Consider the following 21,023-nt stretch of genomic DNA (forward strand, 5'->3'; position numbering starts at 1 on the left):
CGCACCCGTTGCGGATACGTCGGAGATTCTGATGGAATCGGGCCGCTACACGCATGTTGACGCCCGATCTCCGACAGAACCGGAGGCACCGCTCCTGCAGCTCCGACAGAACCGGGGTGCGGACCGTCGCTACTTCGCCAGGCCGAGACGGCGGGCGGTGGAAACGGCGTCGGCCCAGGAGGAGACGCCGAGTTTGCGGTAGATCGAGCGCAGCTGCGTCTTCACCGTGTTCGGCGAGACGTGCAGGCGGGCGGCGAGGTCCTTGGTCGAGTCTGCGCGCACGAGCTCGGCGACGACGGCGCGCTCGCGGTCGCTGAGGGCGTCGGTCGAGCGTGTTGCCCGCTGCAGTCCATCGCGCATCGTCTCGAGGTCGGCGACGAGCCGGCGTCCGGCGGCATCGAGCGTGAGCTCGCTCGCCTGAGCGATCGTCGTGTTCAGCGCTCCCATGCCCTGCATCGCGAACGGCAGCATCGGGCGTGCGCGCGAGGCGGCGACGATCGCCGCTTGCAGGTGCGAACGCGCGACATCGATCGATGATTCGGATCCGAGGTCGTGGTACGCCAGGAACAGGACGACGTGCGACCAGACAGCGAGCACTCCGGACCCCGGCGCGTCGCCCGTCGCCGCGAGGCACGCGAGTGCGCGCGCCGGCTCGCGGTCGCGGAGGTAGGCGCGGGCGCGCAGCAGGTCGATCGGGATCGTGCGCGTGCCCGCCGCCGGCAGATCATCGAGCACCGCGATCGCCTTCTCGCCGGATTCCGCATCGAGCAGCGATTCGGCGCGCGCCCATGCCAGGAGCGTCTGCTGGTTGCGCGACAGGTGGCGGCCGCCGAGCTCCTGCTCGAACAGCTCGAGCCGGCTGAGGGCGAGGCTGGACGTACCGAGCAGGCTGTGCGCCATCGAGCGCAGCACGACCGTCACGAAGCGCAGGACGTGCGGGTCGTCGATCGCAGAGACCTCGGTCCGGTCGAGGGCCGTCTGCAGCGCGCGGGGCTCGACGACGTAGAGCGCGCTCGAGAGCGCGACGATTCCCCGCATCGACGGCGACACCGGCTGCGCGCCGACGATTCCGTCGATGCGCGCCTGGAAACTGGTCGGCAGCGGCACGCCCCCGGGGGTCGCGATCAGGAGCATGTCGTGAGCGAACCGCGCGAGGCGGTCGTCGTGGGCGGCATGGGCGAGCGCGGCGGCGGCCGAGAACCATTCGGATGCGATGTCGGACCGCGACGCGTCGAAGGCGCTGAGCGCCGCCTGCATCAGCACGCCCGCGCGCACGATGCTGTGCGCCGGGTCCGAGGCGGGCTCGCGGTCGGCATCGGCGAGCGCCTCGTGCGTCGCGAGCGCCTCATCGAAGCGCCCGTCCAACCGCAGCAGCACCCCGCGAAGGGCGGCCGCGACGACGCCGAGGTCGCCGTCCGGGTCGTCGACCTCATCGAGAAGGGCCTCGGCCTGGCGCCGGTCGGCCTCCGAGATGCTGCCGGTGTGATCCATGCTCGTCACGTCGAGAATGGTGCGCGCGAGCGCGACGCGCAGCGCCGGATCCGGATCGCGGGTCACGGCCTCCTCGAGCCACGGCCGGGCGCGCGCGACGTCGACCTCGCCGAGCAGCCGCCAGTGACGGGCGAGGAAGCGGGTGCGCGCGCCGGGCAGCTCGGCGACGATGGCCCAACCGTCGTCGGCCTCGCCGTTCGACAGCAGCCGAGCCGCGAGCTCGGTGACGTCGGCATCGATCTGCTCGATCTGCACCTCGCGCTCCATGCGCGCGGTGAACGCGATACGCAGATCCGGGCGCAGCTCGATCGTGTCCTGCTCGAGGTCCTCCACGAAGAATCCCGACTGCAATACGTTGTCGAGCGCGGCGCGCACGACCTCGTCGCGCCCCCACACGCTGAGCAGCGTGCGCCGCGGCATCGGGCCGATCCGCGCGGACACGAGCGCGGCGCGCCATCCGTTCGGACGGAAGACTCCGGCGGCGGCGGATCCGGCGAAGTGCGCTGACTGCTCGTCGCACCCCGCGCGCACGGCTGCGTCGTCGAGCTCGCCGCGCACGGCGGCGGCGCGCAGCACCGCATCGACGAACCCGGCGTGGGATCCGACGCGGTCGAGGAGCGCGGTGGCCTCGTCCCAGGTGAGGGTGAGACCGAGCTGCTCGGCGCGGTCGATCGCTTCGTCCGCGGTGAAGCCGAAGATCGATCCCGCGAAGACGCGCTCCGGCCGCATGCCCTTGTCGAGCAGCGGCGACGGCCACTGCGTGCTCGTCACGGCGATGAGCGTGGCGCTCGGCCAGCGTGCACGCACGGCCAGCGTCGCGGTGACGTGATCCTCGCGCATGCCCTCGAGCTCGAGGAGCACGACGTCGGCGTCGGGGGTATCGGCGGGCACCTCCACGCGGTTCGACGACCACACGATGAGCCGCAGGTCGGATTCGGCGAGCCACTCGCGCACGCTCGTGGCGACGCCCGAGCGGTGCTGCGCCGTCACGACGACGGTCGCCCCCGGTGTGACGCGGCGCCAGAGCGATACGAGGCGGGGTCTCGATAGCCGGTCGCGGTCGCTCATGCGTCCATCTTGGCACGGGGGTGACCGCGGGCGAATTACGGGTGACCGGCGGGTGAAAACTCCCTCATTCATGCGGGACTGCGACGGCTGTCACCGTAATCTCGAAGAGTCGGGGGTCGCGATCACGCGACGTCGACGGCCGAGAGGCTTTGGGCCCGGGCAGCGGTCGGGGGAGCGCAGCCCGGGCCCTTGCACGTCCGCGGCTCAGCCGGGCTGGACGAGCCCGTGCTTTTCGAACGCCGCCCAGATGCCGCCGTGGTCGACGTGCGCCGTGGTCTCGTCGGCGGCCGCGAGCGCCTCGGGCGTCGCGTTGCCCATGGCGATGCCGACTCCGGCCGCGGCCAGCATCTCGAGGTCGTTGTTGTTGTCGCCGATGGCGATCGAGTTCGCCCGGTCGAGCCCGAGCTCCGCGATGACCGAGACGAGCGCCGCACCCTTCGTCACCCCGGCGACCGATACCTCTCCGCCCGCTGTGCCGAGGCCCGGCATCGTGCCGGTGATGACCATGAACTCCCCGCCGAGACGTGACTTGACGGCGCCGTAGGTGCCGTGGTCCTCACTTGAGAAGGTCGCCTTCGCGATCCGATCGAGGGGCGGATCCGCGTCGATCGTGACGCGATCGATCAGCACCTCGCGGAGGCTGTCGGTCAAGCGTCCCTCGGCGGCGAGGCGAGCACACATGCGGTCGACGGCGCCTTGCGTGGTCCACACGCCCTCGCGGCCCTGCAGCATGTAGTCGGCGCCCACCTCACGGAACACCGCGATCATCTCGGCGGCGCGATCCGGGTGCATGAGATGCTCCTCGTGCCAGGAGCCGTCGGTGTAGGGCGTGCCGATCCAGGTGTAGGCGCCCGCGCCGAGGATGGCGCCGTCGAAGCCGATGTCGAGGATCCGGGATCCGATCTCGGTCGGCCCGCGGCCGGTCGCGAGGAAGACGAGATGCCCGTTCGCGCGCGCTTCGCGGACCGCGCGGACGGTCGATTCGGGAATGGATCCGGACGTGTCGAGGATCGTGCCGTCGATGTCGAGGAAGGCAATCTGGCGCGTCATGGATTCAGTCTGTCAGGCGCGGGTGGTCGGCTTCACAGGGAGGATCAGCAGGAGCCCGGCGAGCAGCACGAGCACGATGCCGAGCACGCCGAAGATGGTGGCGCTCGTGATGGCGATGAACGCCGACCAGAGGGCGGCCGACATCCAGCTGGCCGCGCGGCCCGTCGTGGCGTAGAGGCCGAAGATCTCGCCCTCGCGGCCGGCCGGTGTCACGCGCGCGAGGAAGGATCGGCCGGCCGACTGGGCAGGCCCGACGAACGCGCACAGGACGAGGCCGAAGATCCAGAACACGATCTTCCCGGCGTCGGCGAAGAAGAACACGAGGAGGCCGGCGACGACCATTCCCGTCAGGGCGAAAACGATGATCGCCTTGGGGCCGAATCTGTCGTCCCAGCGCCCCGCGACCATGGTCGAGACGCCCGCGATGAGGTTCGCTGCGATGCCGAAGATGACGATGTCGATGAACCCGAAGTCGAACACCTGGCTCGCGATGACCGCGCCGAACGCGAACACGCCCGCGAGCCCATCGCGGAAGACGGCGCTCGAGAGCAGGAACCAGAAGGTGTTGCGCGTCGTGGGGTTCTTGTAGAGGCCCTTCACGTCGCGCAAGAGGATGGCATAGCTCTGGAAGAAGCCCGCCTTGCGCTCGGGCTTGCCGAGCGGTGCGGGCTCGGGAACCTTGAGGAACACCGGCAGGCAGAACACGATCGCCCACACGGCGCAGCCGACGGCGATGAGGCGGAACGGCACGCCGCCGTCGTCGGGGATCCCGAACCAATCGCTGATGTAGAACGCGACGACGAGGATCAGCGCGACGACGCCGCCGACGTATCCGAAGCCCCACCCGAGCCCCGAGATGCGGCCGATGTTCTTCGGCGTCGCGATGCTCACGAGAAGCGCGTTGCTGTTGACGGCCGCGATCTCGCCGAGCACGGTGCCGGCGGAGATCATCGACACCGCGAACCAGAAGAACGCCGGCGCCGGCTCGGCGAACCACAGCGCGAGCATGCTGAGCACGGTGCCGATCGTGCCGATGCCGAGCCACAGCTTCTGGCGGCCCTGCGCGTCGGCCTGTTGGCCGAGCACGGGGGCGAGGAGGAGGATGAGCAGCCCCGCGATGGTCGAGCCCCACCCGAGGCCGCTCGCGAGGTCGGCGAGCGCGCCTTTCTTCGCCGGGTGGTCGTTGGCCATCGCCGCCCCGTCGGCCGGCAGGAACGCGTCAGTCGTGAGGTACAGCGCGGTGAAGATGAACGTGACGATGATCGTGTTGAACGGCTGCAGGCCCCAATCCCACAGCGCCCACGACAGAATCGTCGACTTCTTCGTCGGGGCGCCGCCCAGCTGCTTCTGCAGGCCGAGCACGGGCACCGCCTCGCTGTTGGCCAGTGCCGGGGGGCGCGGAATCTCGCTCATGGCCGCACACTATCGCGTACATGTGACATCTCCGCGGCGTTCGGGCAGGATCGGTAGGTGCCCACACCCGATCGCGTGCTGAAGCGCGGCCACATCGCCGCCGCGACGTTCTTCTTCACGAACGGCGCGGTGTTCGCGAACCTCGTTCCGCGATATCCCGAGCTGAAGGCCGCGCACGCGATGGACGCGACGACGTACGGCGTCGTGATCGCGATGAATCCGGTCGGCGCGATGGTCGCGGGGCTCGCGGCGGCGGCGCTGATCCGCCGGTTCGGATCCGCGCGGATCGCGGCCACGACGACCGTCCTACTCGCGCTCGGCACGCTCGCGGCCGCGTGGTCGCCGTCGATCCTGCTGCTGGCCGGATCCTTCCTCGTCGCGGGCGCAATGGACGCCATCACCGACGTCGCGCAGAACGCGAACGCGCTGCGCGTGCAGGAGCGCCGGGGCCGGTCGATCATCAACTCGATGCACGCGCTGTGGTCGGCGGGTGCCGTGACCGGCGGGGCGATCGCGGCCGGGGCGATCGCGCTGGGGATCCCCGTGCGCTGGCACATCCTCGGGTCGTCCGTTGTGTTCGCGTGCGTGTCGATCTTCGCGCTGCGCCTCGCGCTGCCGGGGCCGGAGACCGAGTCGGGAACGACAGCCGAGATCCGCGTGCGCCGGGCAGCGGGCGGCGTCACCTCGAAGATCGTGTTCCTGCTGATCGCGATGCTGCTGATCGCGATCGGCGGCGGGCTCGTCGAAGAGGTCGCTTTCTCGTGGGCGTCGCTCTATCTCAATGAGGAAGTCGGAGCGCCCGCCGCGATCGCCGCGGCCGGATTCATCGGGCTGGTCGCCGCGCAGTTCGTCGGCCGAATGGTCAGCGACCGGCTCGTGGATCGCTTCGGCGCGCGCGCCGTAGTCTCCGTCGCGGGGATCCTCATCGCCGCGGGCATCGGCCTCGCGGTCGGCGTGCCGACGGTGTGGGGCGCGTGCGCCGGCTTCGTGCTCGCCGGATTCGGCTGCGCGCCGACGATCCCGCTCGCGATGCAGCAGGCCGACCGGCTGCCCGGCCTGCGCCCCGGAACCGGCCTGACGATCGTGACGTGGCTGATGCGCCTCGCCTTCCTCGTCGCGCCCCCGCTCGTCGGCATGATCGCCGACGCGAGCTCGATCCGCATGGGCCTGCTGATCTCCCTCTCGGGCGGCCTGCTGGTGCTCGTTCTGGCGTTCGTGATGCCGCGGGCGATCCCGCGAAAGCCGTAGGCTGGAGGCGAACGAAAGGTGGACCGATGAAGATCCTTGTTCCCGATATGGTCGAGTTCCTCGACGACGTCGATCCGCGTGCCGAGGTGGCGCTGTACGACCCGGCCGTGCCGATTCCGGATGAGCATCGGGACGCCGAGGTCTTCGTCGCCTGGGGCAACAACGCGGACAATCTCGCGAGCGCCGTGCAGCTGCCGAACCTGAAGTTCGTGCAGGCGCTGAGCGCGGGCGCCGAGAAGATCACGGGTGCCGGGTTCGCCGACGACGTCGTCATCGCGAACGGATCCGGGGTGCACGACCGCACCGTCACCGAGCACGCCGTCACCCTTGCCCTCGCGCTGGCGCGCCGCCTGCCCGCCTCGGCGCGGGCGCAGAAGGCGCACGAGTGGTCGCGCGAGCTCGGCGGGGTGCACCTGATGCGTCCTGAGGGCGCCGTGACGAGTCTCGTGCGCGCACGCGTGCTCATCTGGGGATTCGGCAACATCGGCCAGAACCTCGCGCGGGTGCTCGACGCCCTCGGCGCCGAGGTGCGCGGGGTCGCCCGCAGCGACGGCGAGCGATCCGGTTTCCCCGTCATCTCGGAAGGGCGCATCGGCGAGGTGCTGCCCGAGACCGACGTGCTCATCATGATCCTGCCGGGCGTCGCGGCGACGCAGAACGCGCTCGGCGCCGAGCGGCTCGCGCAGTTGCCCGACCACGCCTACGTCGTCAACGTCGGCCGCGGCACCACGATCGACGAGGACGCGCTCGTCGACGCGCTCGACTCCGGATCCATCGCGGGCGCCGCGATCGACGTCACGGCGGTCGAGCCGCTGCCCGCGGATTCTCCCCTCTGGGACGCGAAGAACCTCATCCTCACGCCGCACGCCGCGGGCGGCCGCGCCGACCTCGGCGCGAACCTCATCCACGAGAACCTCGCCGCCTATCTCGACGGCACGCGGATCAAGAACGTCGTCGAGCGGTAGGGCGCGCGGCCGCGAGCCACAACGGCGGAAATGAGCCGTAACTGCGGAGCGAATAGCCGATTCGGTCCGCAGTTACGGCTCATCTCTGCTCGAACCCGGGCGCCGACCTACCGCACGAGGCAGGGGCGCTTCGGATCGAAGCTCCAGCCCTCGACGAGGTACTGCATCGCCGCGGCGTCGTCGCGCTGGCCGAGGCCGTGCTCGACGTACAGCTCGTGCGCCTCGGCGATCCGGTCGCGGTCGAGGGTCACACCGAGCCCGGGCGCGGTCGGCACCTGGATCGCGCCGCCCGAGATCGTTGGTGCGTTCTTCGTGAGCTGCTGGCCGTCCTGCCAGATCCAGTGGGTGTCGAGCGCCGTGATCTCGCCCGGAGCGGCCGCGCCGACGTGCGTGAACATCGCCAGAGAGATGTCGAAGTGGTTGTTCGAGTGCGAGCCCCACGTGAGGCCGAAATCATCGCAGAGCTCCGCGACGCGCACGGATCCGGCCATGGTCCAGAAGTGCGGATCGGCGAGCGGGATGTCGACCGCGTTCGTGCGCACGGCGTGCGCCATCTCGCGCCAGTCGGTCGCGATCATGTTGGTCGCGGTCGGCAGCCCCGTGCGGCGTCGGAACTCGCTCATCACCTCACGGCCGGAGAACTTCCCCTCCGCACCGCAGGGATCCTCCGCATACGCCAGCACGCCGTTCAAGCGCTTGCCGATGCGTACGGCGTCCTCGAGCAGCCATCCGCCGTTCGGATCCAGCGTCACCCGGGCTTCGGGGAACCGCTCGGCGAGCGCCGTGATCACGTCGGCCTCGTCGTCGCCCGCGAGCACGCCGCCCTTGAGCTTGAAGTCGGAGAAGCCGTACCGCGCTTGTGCTGCCTCGGCGAGGCGCACGATGCCCGCGGCATCCATCGCCTCCTCGCGGCGGATCCGCTCCCACGGATCCGCGCTGCCCGGTTCGCGCAGGTAGGGGAGGTCGGTGCGATCCGGATCGCCGACGAAGAACAGGTAGCCGAGCATCGGCACCTCGTCGCGCTGCTGGCCCGTTCCGAGGAGTTCGGCGACCGGCACGCCGAGGTGCTGGCCGTGGAGGTCGAGCAGCGCGGATTCGAGGCCCGTCACGGCGTGAATCGTCGTGCGCAGGTCGAACGTCTGCATGCCGCGGCCGCCGGCGTCGCGGTCGGAGAACCGGCTCGCGACGTCGCGCAGCAGCGAGCGGAACCGGGCCACCGGCTGCCCGACGAGCAGCTCGGCGGCGTCGGTGATCGTGCGACGGATCGGCTCGCCGCCCGGCACCTCCCCGATGCCCTCGCGGCCGTCGGAATCGGTGACGATCGCGATGTTCCGCGTGAAGTACGGGCCGTGCGCGCCGGAGAGGTTCAGCAGCATCGAGTCGTGCCCGGCGACCGGAACCGCCTCGACGCGAGCGATCGTGGGCGCAGCCATGATCAGCCTTCGAGAGAGCCGTCGACGAGGCGCGGAACGCCCCACGGGTTGCTGTTCTGGAGGGGCGCAGGGAGGAGCGCGTCGGGAAGGTTCTGGTACGCGACGGGGCGCAGGAACCGCTCGATCGCGAGGGATCCGACGCTGGTCGTGCGCGAGTCGCTCGTCGCGGGGAAGGGCCCACCGTGCACCATCGCGTGCCCGACCTCGACGCCCGTCGGCCAGCCGTTAGCGAGGATCCGCCCGGCCTTGCGCTCGAGCACCGGGATCAGCGCGGCGGCCTGCGGTGCGTCCGAGTCGGCGAGCTGAAGGGTCGCGGTGAGCTGGCCCTCGAGGCGCTCCGCGGCGGCGGGCAGTTCCGACACGTCCGCGTAGCGGACGATGAGGCTCGCGGCGCCGAAGATCTCGCCCTGCAGCACCTCGTTCGAGACGAACTTCTCGATCGACGTGGAGTGGATGACGGGGGCCGGGGCGTTCGGGCCCTCTCCCTCGGTTCCGCGAGCGGACACGTCCGCGTGGTCGTCGCGCGTCGCGGCGCCCTCGCGCCACGCCCCCGCGATCGACGGCGAAAGCATGGTCTGTCCGACCGACTTCTCGATCGCGGCCGACACGGCGGCGACGAACGCGTCGCCCTTCTCGCCCGCCGGCACGAACACACTGCCGGGCTGGGTGCAGAGCTGGCCGCTGGATCCGACCGCGCTCGCCACGTAGGCGGCCGCGAGATCCTCGAGGCCGTCCTCGAGCGCGCCCGGGAAGATGAAGACCGGGTTCACGGAGCTCATCTCGGCGTACACGGGGATCGGCACGGGACGCGACTGGGCGGCCTGCACGAGCGAGAGCCCGCCCGAGCGCGAGCCGGTGAAGCCGACCGCCTGGATGACCGGATCCGTCACGAGCGCCTGGCCGACCGTGCGGCCGGGGCCGAAGATCGCCGAGAAGACGCCCGGGTGCAGGTCGTTCGAGGCGACCGCGCGCGAGATCGCGCCGGCGACGAGCTCGCTCGTGCCGGGGTGCGAGCTGTGCGCCTTGAAGATGACGGGGCAGCCAGCTGCGAGCGCCGAGGCGGTGTCGCCGCCCGCGGTCGAGAAGGCGAGCGGGAAGTTCGACGCACCGAACACGGCGACGGGGCCGAGCGGCAGCTTGCGCTGGCGGATGTCGACGCGGGGCGCGGGCGTGCGATCCGGAAGCGCCGGGTCGACGCGCACGCCGCGGAACAGACCCGACCGAACGACGCCGGCGAACATACGCAGTTGGCCGGTTGTGCGGCCGACCTCACCGGTCAGGCGTGCGACCGGCAGCCCCGTCTCCTGAGCAGCGCGCTCGATGATCGCGTCGCGGATCTGTTCGATCTCGTCGGCGACGGCATCGAGGAATGCCGCATGGGTGTCGGGGGAGAGCGACGAGAAGGACGCGAACGCCTCGTCGGCGGCCGCGGTCGCCTCCCGGAGCTGATCGACGTCGATCTGAGAGTAGTCCGGCGCAAGCACGTCGCCGGTGGCGGGGTCGATCGCGTTGAAGGTCGACCCGGTGCCCGCGACGGTGCGGCCTGCGATGAGCGAGTGTCCAGTGAGTTCTCGAGCAGTCATAGCGCTATCCTCTCGCAGCTTCAGGCCTGCGGACGCACACCGGCGGCGTCGATCAGGGCGTTCAGATCGGCGAGGTCCTGCTCGCTGAGGTTCTTCAGCGGGGGGCGCACGGAGCCGGCGTTGCGGCCGATCGCCCGGATGCCCGCCTTGACGATCGAGACGCCGAAGCCCTGCCCCCGATCGCGGATGTCGAGATAGGGAAGAACGAAACGGGTGAGCTTCTCGGTGACGGCCGCGCGGTCCTGGTTGCGCACGTCGCCGTAGAACTCGAGCGCGAACTCGGGCACGAAGTTGAACATGGCCGACGAGTACGTGCTCATCCCCATCTGCAGCAGCGGCAGCGCGTAGGTCTCGGCGGTCGGCAGGCCGCCGAGGTAGAACAGGCGGTCGCCGTTCTTGGCGGTGACCTTCGCCAGGTGCTCGATGTCGCCGTTGGCATCCTTGAAGCCGATGAAGTTCTCGTGGCGGTCGGCGAGCGCGGCGACGGTCTCGGCCGAGTACACCGCGTTGGCGCGGTTGTAGACGATGAGCGGCAGCTTCGTCGACTCGGCGATCGCCGACACGTGCGCGACGAGTCCCTCCTGCGTGCACTCGGTCAGATACGGAGGCAGCACGAGCAGTCCCTCGGCGCCCGCCTCCTCGGCGGCCTGCGCGTTGGCGACGGCGTTCTTGGTCCAGCCGCCCGCGGATCCGAGCACCGGAACCTCGGCGCGCGAGGCCTCGACGGCGGTGCGCACGACGCGGGCGTTCTCCTCGACCGTGAGGCTGAAGCCCTCGCCCGTGCCGCCCGCGGCGAAGAGGCCGCCGACGTCGTAGCTCGCCTGCCATGAGACGTGCTCGCGGTAGGCCTTCTCGTCGAACTCGAGGTCGGCGTCGAAGGCCGTCGCGGGGAACGAGAGCAGGCCGTCCTTCAGGTGGGCGGCGAGCTCGGAGGGGGTGAAATTGGTCACGGTTGCTCCTGTCGTGGGGAGGGATGCTATTCACGCTAAGACGTAATCAATGCACGAGCAAGCCGATTTATGGATGGATCAATGCTCTGCGGGTATCGCTCGACGTTATCGGCGAGCGCAGCCGGAGCCGCGCGGGTCGGTGCGTCATGGCGGGAGACTATGTCGATCGAACGATGTCCGTCTATGAGAAAAGTCGCATGGATCAATGCGCCGCGCGTATTCATCTCGACTTTGATGCGTAATCTCGCGGATCCCCGGCGCAGCGTGCGCGGCGAATCGGACGAGATCCGCGCGATGACAGGTGTCGAGGGGCCTCTGCGGTCTTGACCCCGCTCGAGCCCGGTGCGAGATTCATTAACAATCGGCGCCCATGACGGTCGCCGAGTACCCCCACCAGGAGGAACCAATGAAGATTTCTTCCCCACAGCACAGGGCGAAGCGTTTGGCGATGAGCGTCGCGGCCGTCGCGTCGTTCGCGATGCTCGCGTCCTGCTCGGTCGCGAACTCCGAGCCGGACGGATCCGGCGGAGGTGACGGCGGCGAGAATGAAACGCTCAACGTCGTTCTCACCCAGGAGCCGCCGACGCTCGAGGCGTGCGATGCGAACCTCACCTCGACGGGTGTCGTCGTGCGCAGCACCGTCACCGAACCGCTCGTCGAGCGCAACCCGTCCACGGGTGATCTCGAGCCCCTGCTCGCCACCGAGTGGGAGCAGACCGGCGACACCGAGTGGACGTTCACGATGCGCGAGGACGTGACATTCCAGGACGGCACCCCGTTCGATGCGGAGGCCGCAGCGCACTCGATCGACCGTGCCGTCAATGGCGACCTCGGCTGCGACGTCGAGGGTTACATCTTCGGCGACGACGACCTCGAGGTCGAAGCAGTCGACGCGACGACCCTCACGGTCAACACCGTCTCGCCCGACCCGATCCTGCCGCTGAAGCTCTCGTTCATCGAGATCGTCGCGGCCGACACCTCGGCCGACGAGAAGGTGCGCGAGCCCATCGGAACGGGCCCGTACGCGATCTCCGACTGGCAGGCCGGCACGAGCATCACGCTCGACCGCAACGACGACTACTGGGACGCCGCCCCCGACTTCGCCCAGGTGAAGTATCAGTGGCGCGGCGAGGGCACGGTGCGCGCCGCGATGGTCACGAGCGGTGAGGCCGACATCGCGCTCGGCCTGAGCGCGGACGACGGCGCGGGCGACCTCGCCGTCAGCTACCCGAACAACGAGACGATCGCGCTGCGGTTCTCCGGTCAGACGGCTCCGCTCGACGACATCCGGATCCGCCAGGCGATCAACTACGCGATCGACAAGGAGACCATCGTCTCGTCGCTCTACCCTGACGGCGACAAGGTCGCAGCCGAGCTGATTCCCGAGGGGATCGTCGGCTACAACGACTCGCTCGAGCCGTGGCCGTACGACCTCGACAAGGCGAAGGAGCTCGTCGAAGAGGCGAAGGCCGACGGCACCCCGGTCGACACGAAGATCATCATGCCCGTGCGCACGGCGCAGTTCCCGAAGGTCAGCGAGCTCGGTGAGGTGCTGCGCGAGCAGATCTCGCAGGCGGGCCTCGACATCGAGCTGCGCATGGTCGACACGACCCAGCACCTGCAGTACCAGACGCAGCCGTTCGTGACGGACGAGGGCCCCATCGCGATGCTGATCCAGCACGGCAACCAGGCGGGCGACGCGCAGTTCTCGGTCGAGCAGTACATGCTCACCGGTGCGGCGCAGGCCGAGTTCGGTGATCCCGAGCTCGACAAGCTCATCGAGGCCGCGGCGAAGCTCACGGGAGATGAGCGTCAGGCGGCGTACGAAGAGGTGTTCCAGTACGAGCACGACAACGTCGTGGCGCTGGCGCCGATCGCGCACCAGACGGTGATGCTGGCGCTGTCGGATCGGGTCACCTACGAGCCCAACTCGTCGACGGGCGACGAGCTGCGCATCAAGGAGGTCTCGCTCGCGGGCTGACCGTGAGCGAGAGCGAGTGAGGAGGGCGAGCACATGTGGACGTACCTGAGGAAACGGATCCTCCAGAGCGCGCTGCCGCTGGTGGCAGTGGTCCTGGGCGTGTTCGTGCTCGCCCGCCTCACCGGCGACCCGTCGAAGCTGTATCTGCCGCTCAACGCGACGCAGCAGATGCGCGACGACTTCGCCACCCGCAACGGCTTCGACAAGCCGATCTGGGAGCAGATGGGTGACTACTTCCTGGGGGTGCTGCGATTCGACTTCGGTGAGTCGCTGCGCACCGGGGAGAGCGCGTCGACCATGGTGCTGCGCGCGTTCCCCGCAACGCTGCAGCTCGCGGGCGCCACGATGGTGATCGCGATCGTCGTCGCGGTGATCATCGGAAGCTGGGCCGCGCTCAAGCCGAACGGCATCGCCGATCGGATCGTGAGCTTCTTCGCGATGGTCGCGGCCTCCGTGCCCGACTTCTGGCTCGCGATCCTCGGCATCTGGATCTTCGCGATCACGCTGGGCTGGCTGCCCACGTCGGGCACCGACGGCGGTATCAGCGTCTGGGTGCTGCCGATCGCGACCCTCATGCTGCGCCCCGTGGGCGTGCTCGCCCAGATCGTGCGCGGATCCATGGTGACCGTGCTCGGACAGCCCTACGTGAACGTGGCGCGCAGTCGCGGCGCGGGGCAGATGCGCATCGTGACGCACCACGCGTTGCGCAACGCCGCGGCTCCGGCGCTGACCGTCGCGGGCGATCTCACCGTCAGCATGGTCAACGGCGTGGTCATCGTCGAGACGATCTTCGGCTGGCCGGGAATCGGAAAGCTCATGATCGATTCGATCCTGCAGCGTGACTTCGCCGTTCTGCAGGCGGCCGTGCTGCTCACGGCGCTCGCGATCTTCGCGCTCAATATCGTCATCGACTTCGGCTACGCGGCGCTCGATCCGCGGGTGCGCCCCTCCTCCAAGGCCGGGCACGGCAAGAAGGCCACGAGCGAGAAGCAGGAGGTGGCAGCTCATGTCTGACGCCACACCCACCGTCACCGTCCTCACCCGCAAGACGCGCGACAAGGGCGACCGCCCGAGCCTGTTCCGCCTGCTCCTGCGCGACGTCGGCGCGACGATCGCCGCCGCGGTCCTCATCATCGTGGTCCTATGCGCCCTGCTCGGCCCGCTGCTGCTCGGCGACATCGCGCAGCAGCAGGACCTCACCGCGCGCAATCTTCCGCCGTTCAGCTTCGCCGCGGGCTGGGAATTCGTGCTCGGCAGCGATTCGCTCGGCCGCAGCATGTTCGCGCGCATCGTCGCCGCGACGAGCACCACGCTCGGGGTCGCGGTCTCGGCGGTCGCGGTCTCGGCCGTCGTCGGATCGGCGTGGGGCATGTGGGCCGGTTTCCACCGGGGCTGGCGCGAGAGCGTCTCGATGCGAATCGCCGACGTGATCATGAGCTTCCCGTCGCTGCTGCTCGCCGTCGTCATTCTGTACGTGTTCAACCCGAGCGCGGCGAACATCGTGCTCGTGCTCGCGATCACCAGGATCCCGATCTACCTCCGCACCGCTCGCGCCGACTCGGCCGAGCTGCGCTCGCGGATGTTCGTCGACGCAGCGCGCAACTTCGGAACGAAGCAGACGACGATCGTGTTCCGACACATCGTGCCGAACGTGCTGCCGACCCTCGTCACCCTCGCGACGCTCGAGCTCTGCTACGTGATGCTCGCCGAGTCGTCGCTGAGCTTCCTGGGCATCGGCATCCAGCCGCCCGACGTCAGCTGGGGCCTCATGGTCGCGCAGGGGCGTCAATACCTCACGGACGCGTGGTGGCAATCGGTTCTGCCCGGTGTTGCGATCGTGATCACGACCGTCGCCGCGAACATGCTCGCCGCCTGGTTGCGGCTCGCGACCGACCCGGGCCAGCGGTGGCGCCTACAGCAGAAGAAGGCGCGCAAGCGGATGATCGCCACGGTCTCCTGAGACATGGAGGCGCATGTCCTCATCCTGTTGGCCATCCCCGTCTTCGTCGCCGCGACGCTGCAGGGATCCATCGGGTTCGGCATGGGCATGGCCTCCGCGCCGTTCATTGCGATCGTCGACCCGGGGCTGCTGCCCGCGTCGATCATCATGCTGGCGATTGTCGTGAGCGGAACCGTGCTCCTCCTGGACCGCAGCGGTCTCGACTTCCGCGGCGCCAGCTGGGCGCTCGTCGGCCGCGTTCCGGGCAACATCATCGGCGCGGGCCTCGTGGTGATCATGTCGCCCGCCGTGCTCTCCTGGCTCGTCGCACTGACAGTGCTCGGCGGGATCCTCGTGTCGATGCGCGGCTGGGAGCCGAGGGTCACGCGCACGACCCAGGCGATCGCGGGCGGCATGTCGGGGATCATGGGCACGACGACTTCCGTCGGCGGCGCGGCGATGTCGATCATCTGGCAGTCGTCGGAGGGGCCGAAGCTGCGTGGCACGATGGCCGCGTTCTTCCTTGCCGGGTCCACGCTGTCTCTCGCGACGCTGATTGCGTTCGGCGCGATCCCCCAGCGCGCGTTCGAGTTCGCGGCGTGGATGCTGATCCCGGCCCTCATCGGGATCGCCGTCTCACGGTTCATCAATCGCTATCTCAACCGGCAGCGCACGCGCGTGATCGCGCTGACCGCCTCGGCGCTCGGCGCGGGCGCCCTCATCGTGACGCAGGTCGTGGAGCTCGTCGCGTCTTAGGTTCAGCGCACGCGGCGCTCGAGCGGCAGCCCCTGATCGAGCAAGTCGATGTTGCGTGCGATGTCGGCAGCGCGCTGTTCGAAGACCTCGCGCGCATGGCCGGAGAAGTGGGGCGTGAGCACAGTGTTCTCGAGTGCGGCGAACCGCGAAACCGACTCGGGCGCGGTGGTGCCGCTCGGGGCGCCCCACCACACGTCGATTCCGGCCCCCGCGATCCGCCCGGCAGACAGCGCCTCGAAGAGCGCGTCCTCGTCGACGACCGGGCCGCGCGCGACGTTGATGAGGATCGCCTCCGGCCGCATCGCGTCGAAGGCCCCGGATCCGACGAGCCCTCGCGTCTCGCTCGTCAGCGGAACCGTGACGACCACGACATCGCTCTCGGCGAGGAGAGAAGCGAGCTCGCTCTCGGCGAGGAGAGAAGCGAGCTCGCTCTCGGCATAGATGCGATCGGCGCTGACCCCGTCGGGGAGCGGCTGATCCGGGCGACGCCTGGTCGCCACGACCCGCATGCCGAGGCCGGCCACGAGCCGCGCGACCGCCTGCCCGATCTCGCCGAAGCCGAGGATCCCTATCGTCGAGCCGCGCAGCGCGCTGTGGAACGGCGTTCCCGGGGCGGTGGCGACCGTGCGCCAGGTGCCCTCGCGCATCTGTCGATCCGCCTCGAGGGCGCGGCGGTTCAGCATCATCGCGACCATGACGACGTGCTCGGCGATCGCGGATCCGTGGTTGCCCGTGTTGCAGACCGCGGCGTCCGCGGGAATCGCGTCCGCGTCGATCCGGTCGATGCCGGCGCCGGTCGCGTGAATGAGCCGCGCCGACGGCGCATCGGGCATATCCTCCGCGGTGAGCCGCGAGCACACGACGACATCCGCGCCGTCGAGCACCTCTCGCGGGGAGGAGTCGGCCGCGAAGCGCCACTCGTGCTCGCGCGCCGTCAACCGCAGGTGACCTGCGAACCCCGTGATGATGGGATCCGTCACGGCGATGCGCAGCGGGCTCACCATCGCGGCGACGTGTTCGTGAAGGCGGGATCGAACCGCTGCATGTACCCGGTGTCGTCGCGCTCGCGGATGCCGCAGTCGATGTACTGCCGGTGCAGCTTCTGGAGCAGATCCTCGTCGAGCTCGACGCCGAGGCCGGGAGCGGTGGGCACCGCGAGCGATCCGCTCTCAAACTCCAGCGCGCCGGGCGCGATCACGTCTTCGTCCGCGCGCTTCCACGGCCAGTGCGTGTCACAGGCGTAGTCGAGCACGGGCGTCGCGCCGGCGAGGTGGGTCATGGCGGCGAGGCTGATGCCGAGGTGCGAGTTCGAGTGCATCGACAGGCCCCAGCCGAGCGTCTCGGAGATGCCGCCGAGCAGCTTCGACCGCTCGAAGCCGCCCCAGAAGTGGTGGTCGCTCAGCACGATGTCGATCGCGCCGAGGCGGACGGCTTCCTTGATGTGGTCGAACGCGACGACCCACATGTTCGTCGCGAGCGGCAGATCGGTGTGCCGGCGCACCTCGGCCATCTTCTCGAGGCTGTTCGTCGGGTCCTCGAGGTACTCGAGCACGTCCTTCAAAGAGTCGGCGACGCGGATCGACGTCGCGACCGTCCATGCGCCGTTCGGATCGATGCGCAGGGGCATGTCGGGAAACGCCTCGCGCAGCGCGAGGACGGCGGCGATCTCCTGGTCGGGCTCGAACACGCCTCCCTTGAGCTTCAAGGCGCCGAAGCCGTACTCGTCGACGATGCGGCGGGCCTGCTCGACGATGCCCTCGGGGGTGAGCGCCTCGCCCCAGCTGTCGGGCTCATCGCCCGGATGGCCCGCCCACTTATAGAAGAGGTAGCCGCTGAACGGGACCGCATCGCGCACGCGACCGCCGAGCAGCTCGCTCACGGGAACGCCGAGGATCTTGCCGCGGGCGTCGAAGGAGGCCACGTCGAACGGGCTGAGCGCGCGATCGGCGGTGCTCGTCCCCGTCACCATGCCGGACATGCCGTGGCCGCCCGCGGTCGTATCGGCGGTGACGGCCGCCGTCACTCGGGTGCGGAGGTCGTTGGTCGCGAACACGTCGCACCCGAGCACGCGATCGGCCGCCTTCGCGAGGCGGGTGAGGTGCGCCTCGTCGCCGTACGTCTCGCCGAGGCCGGTCACACCGGATGCGGTGTGGATCTGCACGATCGCGCGCAGAGCGAACGGCTCGTGCACGCCGACGGTGTTCAGCAGCGGCGTATCGTGAAACGCGACGGGCGTGATCCGGATCTCGCGGATCGCGTGCTCGGAGACCGCCGTCGCGCTCGGCAGAGACACCAGAATTTCGTCGGACATCGAGCCTCCACATCGTCGTGCACCTCTTTTCCGAACCTATGGTTGTGTTTAATGCCGTGTCAAACCAAAATGAGCACAGATCAATGTCGGGAGTGAATCGATGATTTCGTTGGTACAGCTCGAGTGCTTCATCGCCGTCGCGGAAGAGCTGCACTTCGGCGCAGCCGCCTCGCGGCTCAAGATGACGCAGCCGCCGCTCAGTCGACAGATCCAGCAGCTCGAGCGCGAGCTCGAGACGCAATTGTTCTCGCGCACGAGCCGCCGCGTCGAGCTCACCCAGGCGGGTCGGGCGCTGCTGCCCAGCGCCCGGCGCCTCATCGACCTGGCCGCAAAGGCCGTCGCCGACGTGAAGTCGGTCGGCAAGGGTGCCGCGGGCACCCTGACGATCGCATACACGGCCATGGCGGGGCAGGCCGTGATACCTCGGCTCATGCGGCGCGCGTCGACGGCGCTGCCCGACGTCTCCCTGCTGCTCAGGGAGATGGTCACGCTCGAACAGGTCGACGCGATCGAGAAGGGAACGGTCGATGTCGGGCTAGTGCGCCCCCTGTTGTCGCGCCCGCAGCTCGAGAGCCGCCCCGTCTACCGGGAGAAGCTCGTCGTCGCGGTGCCGTCGGATTCGGTGCTGGCCGAACGGGGAGATCCCGCGCGCCTCATCGATCTCCTGGACGAGCCGCTGCTCATGTACTCCCCGGGCGTCGCGCGCTACTTCCACGACCTCCTACTGTCGATGTTCGTCGCGAGCGGCGTGCATCCGCGCATCTCGCAGTACGCCGGGCAGATCCCGACGCTGCTCGCCCTCGTGAGCGCCGGGCTCGGCGTCGCGCTCGTGCCCGAGTCGGCCTCGCGCATCTGCCCCGACACCGTCGCGCTGCTGCCCGTGAGCGAGAAGGATCCGTCGGATCGGGTCAACCGCGTCGAGCTCGACATCGCGTGGAGCCGCGAGACGCAGAACCCGCTCGTGCCCGCGATCCTGGCGCTGATCGATGAAGAGGGCGGCGACGTCGCCATCGATGCATTGGGTGCATAGTGTCATGCCCAACTAGCTGTTGATCGGAAGGATCGCGCGGCATAGCGTGAGCATCATCGCCCGTGCGCTCAACGAGGAGGACGCCTCATGGTCGAACAGCTCTCCGACGCGATTCTGCGCGTCGAAGGCCTCCGTGTCAGCTACCGCATCGGCGACCGCGAGGTGGAGGCCGTCCGCGGCGTCGATCTCACGGTGCGCCGCGGCGAGGTCGTCGCGATCGTCGGCGAATCGGGATCCGGAAAGAGCACCGTCGCGCAGGCGATCATGAACCTGCTCGCCCCCAATGCCGAGGTCACGGGCGGCGAGATCTCTTTCGATGGACAGAGCCTGCGCGGCCTCAGCGAGGCTCGGTGGCGCGCGATCCGCGGCCGCGTCATGGGTCTCGTGCCGCAGGATCCGTCGCTCAGTCTCAACCCCGTTCGGAGCGTGGGCGCGCAGGTCGCCGAGCCCCTCCTGGTGCACGGGCTCGCGAGCAAGCGACAGGCCGAGGGCAAGGCCGTCGAATTGCTCGAGATGGCAGGGATCACGTACCCGGCCGAGCGCGCGAAGCAGTACCCGCATCAGTTCTCTGGCGGCATGAAGCAGCGCGCGCTCATCGCGGGCGGCCTCGCCGCCGATCCGGATCTGCTCATCGCCGACGAGCCGACGAGCGCGCTCGACGTGACCGTGCAGAAGCAGATCCTCGATCACCTCGAGAAGCTGTCGGCCGAGCTCGGCACGGCGATCCTGCTCATCACGCACGACCTCGGTATGGCCGCCGAGCGGGCGGACACCGTCGTTGTGATGCGCAAGGGCGAGGTCGTCGACTCCGGGCCGGCGGGCGAGGTCATGACGAACCCGAGCCACGAGTACACGCGGGCCCTCATCGCCGCTGCGCCGCGGCTGTCGGCGCACGAGCGGCGCGCGGCGGCGACGAGCGAGCGCATCGTGTTCGGAGGCGAGCCGATCGTTGAGATCCAGAACCTCACGAAGGTCTTCCCCCTGCCGAAGGGGGAGGGCGGCAAGAAATCGCTCACGGCGGTCGACGACGTCACGCTCGAGATCCGCCGCGGCGAGACGCTCGCGGTGGTCGGCGAGTCCGGATCCGGGAAGAGCACGCTTGCGCGCCTGGTGTTGCGGCTCGACGACCCGACCTCCGGATCCATCCGCTTCGAGGGGCAGGACATCACCGACCTCAAGGGCGAGAAGCTGCGCCAGCTGCGCCGCCGATTCCAGATGGTTTACCAGAGCCCGTTCGACTCGCTGAATCCGCGCATGACGATCGAGCAGCTGATCACCGAGCCGCTCCTGTCGTTCGGCGAGGGCGACCGGGCGTCGCGCTCCGCGCGGGCGCGGGACCTCGCCGACCAGACCGCGCTGCCGGGCGGCATGCTCGACCGCTATCCGGACGAGCTGTCGGGCGGACAGCGCCAGCGCGTCGCGATCGCGCGGGCGCTCGCGCTGGATCCGGAGTTCATCGTGCTCGACGAGGCCGTGTCGGCGCTCGACGTCTCGGTGCAGGCCCAGGTGCTGGCCCTGCTCGACGAGCTGCAGCGCGAACGCGAGCTGACCTATATGTTCATCACCCACGACCTCGGCGTGGTCGCCGAGAGCGCCGACCGCGTCGCCGTGCTCAAGAACGGTGTGCTCGTCGAGTGCGATGAGACCGGCAAGCTGTTCACGAACCCGCAGGAGGACTACACGCGCATGCTGATCGACGCGGTGCCCGCTTTCACCGCGTGAGAACGGCCCGTTGGGGCGCTATCACCGCGATCCCGTAACTTGAGTCGGCTCGTATCAAGTCGGACTTGACGCAGCTCGACTCA

The 21,023-nt window shown here is 69.4% G+C and carries 16 protein-coding genes; 8 read left to right on the forward strand and 8 right to left on the reverse strand.

Going from position 1 to position 21,023, the window contains the following annotated elements; genetic code table 11:
• Positions 1-129: 129 nt before the first annotated feature.
• From G510_RS18960 to G510_RS0114165, 3 genes are all read right to left on the reverse strand, one after another.
• Positions 130-2,559, reverse strand: a complete 2,430-nt coding sequence (locus G510_RS18960; RefSeq protein ID WP_029154139.1) for a helix-turn-helix transcriptional regulator — start codon at positions 2,557-2,559, stop codon at positions 130-132.
• A 204-nt stretch (positions 2,560-2,763) separates the two neighbouring features.
• Positions 2,764-3,609 (reverse strand): HAD hydrolase family protein, encoded by an 846-nt coding sequence (locus tag G510_RS17195; protein ID WP_051216795.1) that lies wholly within the window; start codon positions 3,607-3,609, stop codon positions 2,764-2,766.
• 12 nt (positions 3,610-3,621) lie between these two features.
• Complete coding sequence (locus G510_RS0114165; protein ID WP_029154140.1) at positions 3,622-5,022, reverse strand: MFS transporter; 1,401 nt, start codon at positions 5,020-5,022, stop codon at positions 3,622-3,624.
• Positions 5,023-5,079: 57 nt separating this feature from the next.
• Between G510_RS0114165 and G510_RS0114170 the strand changes: the two genes are divergently transcribed.
• Together G510_RS0114170 and G510_RS0114175 are read left to right on the forward strand one after the other, a co-directional pair.
• Positions 5,080-6,270: an MFS transporter gene (locus tag G510_RS0114170; RefSeq protein ID WP_051216796.1), complete on the forward strand. Its 1,191-nt coding sequence runs from the start codon at positions 5,080-5,082 to the stop codon at positions 6,268-6,270.
• 26 nt (positions 6,271-6,296) lie between these two features.
• Positions 6,297-7,235, forward strand: coding sequence for an NAD(P)-dependent oxidoreductase (locus G510_RS0114175; RefSeq protein WP_029154142.1), 939 nt, complete (start codon positions 6,297-6,299; stop codon positions 7,233-7,235).
• A gap of 107 nt (positions 7,236-7,342) precedes the next feature.
• On the opposite strand, the gene G510_RS0114180 is transcribed toward G510_RS0114175, so the two are convergent.
• Genes G510_RS0114180 through G510_RS0114190 form a run of 3 tightly spaced genes read right to left on the reverse strand, consistent with a single transcriptional unit; the run spans position 7,343 to position 11,201 of the window.
• Positions 7,343-8,671 (reverse strand): enolase C-terminal domain-like protein, encoded by a 1,329-nt coding sequence (locus tag G510_RS0114180; protein WP_157560735.1) that lies wholly within the window; start codon positions 8,669-8,671, stop codon positions 7,343-7,345.
• A complete protein-coding gene (locus G510_RS0114185; protein ID WP_029154144.1) occupies positions 8,671-10,251 on the reverse strand; it encodes an aldehyde dehydrogenase (NADP(+)) in 1,581 nt (526 codons plus the stop codon). Before G510_RS0114185 ends, G510_RS0114180 begins: the two co-directional genes overlap by 1 nt.
• Before the next feature lie 20 nt (positions 10,252-10,271).
• Positions 10,272-11,201 (reverse strand): 5-dehydro-4-deoxyglucarate dehydratase, encoded by a 930-nt coding sequence (locus G510_RS0114190; protein WP_029154145.1) that lies wholly within the window; start codon positions 11,199-11,201, stop codon positions 10,272-10,274.
• Positions 11,202-11,607: 406 nt separating this feature from the next.
• On the opposite strand from G510_RS0114190, the gene G510_RS0114195 reads away from it, so the two are divergent.
• From G510_RS0114195 to G510_RS0114210, 4 genes are read left to right on the forward strand one after another with little or no spacing between them, the layout of a single operon-like run.
• On the forward strand, positions 11,608-13,182 hold the full coding sequence (locus G510_RS0114195; protein WP_051216797.1) for an ABC transporter substrate-binding protein: 1,575 nt from the start codon (positions 11,608-11,610) through the stop codon (positions 13,180-13,182).
• 33 nt (positions 13,183-13,215) lie between these two features.
• Positions 13,216-14,196: an ABC transporter permease gene (locus G510_RS17200; protein ID WP_051216798.1), complete on the forward strand. Its 981-nt coding sequence runs from the start codon at positions 13,216-13,218 to the stop codon at positions 14,194-14,196.
• The gene (locus G510_RS17205) at positions 14,189-15,142 is read left to right on the forward strand and encodes an ABC transporter permease (protein ID WP_051216799.1); all 954 of its coding nucleotides are present in this window, start codon (positions 14,189-14,191) and stop codon (positions 15,140-15,142) included. Before G510_RS17200 ends, G510_RS17205 begins: the two co-directional genes overlap by 8 nt.
• A gap of 3 nt (positions 15,143-15,145) precedes the next feature.
• The gene (locus tag G510_RS0114210; protein ID WP_029154147.1) at positions 15,146-15,877 is read left to right on the forward strand and encodes a sulfite exporter TauE/SafE family protein; all 732 of its coding nucleotides are present in this window, start codon (positions 15,146-15,148) and stop codon (positions 15,875-15,877) included.
• Between the two features lie 2 nt (positions 15,878-15,879).
• Here the strand turns inward: G510_RS0114210 and G510_RS0114215 are convergent, their stop codons facing one another.
• Both G510_RS0114215 and G510_RS0114220 read right to left on the reverse strand, forming a co-directional pair.
• Positions 15,880-16,881: a 2-hydroxyacid dehydrogenase gene (locus G510_RS0114215; protein ID WP_029154148.1), complete on the reverse strand. Its 1,002-nt coding sequence runs from the start codon at positions 16,879-16,881 to the stop codon at positions 15,880-15,882.
• Positions 16,875-18,188 carry a glucarate dehydratase family protein gene (locus tag G510_RS0114220; RefSeq protein ID WP_084644410.1) on the reverse strand — a complete coding sequence of 438 codons (1,314 nt, stop codon included), beginning with the start codon at positions 18,186-18,188 and terminating at the stop codon, positions 16,875-16,877. Before G510_RS0114220 ends, G510_RS0114215 begins: the two co-directional genes overlap by 7 nt.
• Before the next feature lie 100 nt (positions 18,189-18,288).
• Between G510_RS0114220 and G510_RS17210 the strand changes: the two genes are divergently transcribed.
• Positions 18,289-19,218, forward strand: coding sequence for a LysR family transcriptional regulator (locus tag G510_RS17210; protein WP_036323592.1), 930 nt, complete (start codon positions 18,289-18,291; stop codon positions 19,216-19,218).
• A gap of 87 nt (positions 19,219-19,305) precedes the next feature.
• On the forward strand, positions 19,306-20,940 hold the full coding sequence (locus G510_RS0114230) for a dipeptide ABC transporter ATP-binding protein (RefSeq protein ID WP_029154150.1): 1,635 nt from the start codon (positions 19,306-19,308) through the stop codon (positions 20,938-20,940).
• Positions 20,941-21,023: the final 83 nt, after the last annotated feature.

The sequence above is a fragment of the Microbacterium gubbeenense DSM 15944 genome, from assembly GCF_000422745.1.
Lineage (GTDB): Bacteria > Actinomycetota > Actinomycetes > Actinomycetales > Microbacteriaceae > Microbacterium > Microbacterium gubbeenense.

Bases quoted from the DNA above. Each gene is read 5' to 3' on its own strand.
- G510_RS0114210 (WP_029154147.1), top strand. From the start codon at position 15,146: ATGGAGGCGCATGTCCTCATCCTGTTGGCCATCCCCGTCTTCGTCGCC.
- G510_RS17195 (WP_051216795.1), bottom strand. From the start codon at position 3,609: ATGACGCGCCAGATTGCCTTCCTCGACATCGACGGCACGATCCTCGAC.
- G510_RS0114215 (WP_029154148.1), bottom strand. From the start codon at position 16,881: ATGGTGAGCCCGCTGCGCATCGCCGTGACGGATCCCATCATCACGGGG.
- G510_RS0114165 (WP_029154140.1), bottom strand. From the start codon at position 5,022: ATGAGCGAGATTCCGCGCCCCCCGGCACTGGCCAACAGCGAGGCGGTG.
- G510_RS0114230 (WP_029154150.1), top strand. From the start codon at position 19,306: ATGGTCGAACAGCTCTCCGACGCGATTCTGCGCGTCGAAGGCCTCCGT.
- G510_RS0114220 (WP_084644410.1), bottom strand. From the start codon at position 18,188: ATGTCCGACGAAATTCTGGTGTCTCTGCCGAGCGCGACGGCGGTCTCC.
- G510_RS0114195 (WP_051216797.1), top strand. From the start codon at position 11,608: ATGAAGATTTCTTCCCCACAGCACAGGGCGAAGCGTTTGGCGATGAGC.
- G510_RS0114175 (WP_029154142.1), top strand. From the start codon at position 6,297: ATGAAGATCCTTGTTCCCGATATGGTCGAGTTCCTCGACGACGTCGAT.
- G510_RS17200 (WP_051216798.1), top strand. From the start codon at position 13,216: ATGTGGACGTACCTGAGGAAACGGATCCTCCAGAGCGCGCTGCCGCTG.
- G510_RS17205 (WP_051216799.1), top strand. From the start codon at position 14,189: ATGTCTGACGCCACACCCACCGTCACCGTCCTCACCCGCAAGACGCGC.
- G510_RS17210 (WP_036323592.1), top strand. From the start codon at position 18,289: ATGATTTCGTTGGTACAGCTCGAGTGCTTCATCGCCGTCGCGGAAGAG.
- G510_RS18960 (WP_029154139.1), bottom strand. From the start codon at position 2,559: ATGAGCGACCGCGACCGGCTATCGAGACCCCGCCTCGTATCGCTCTGG.
- G510_RS0114185 (WP_029154144.1), bottom strand. From the start codon at position 10,251: ATGACTGCTCGAGAACTCACTGGACACTCGCTCATCGCAGGCCGCACC.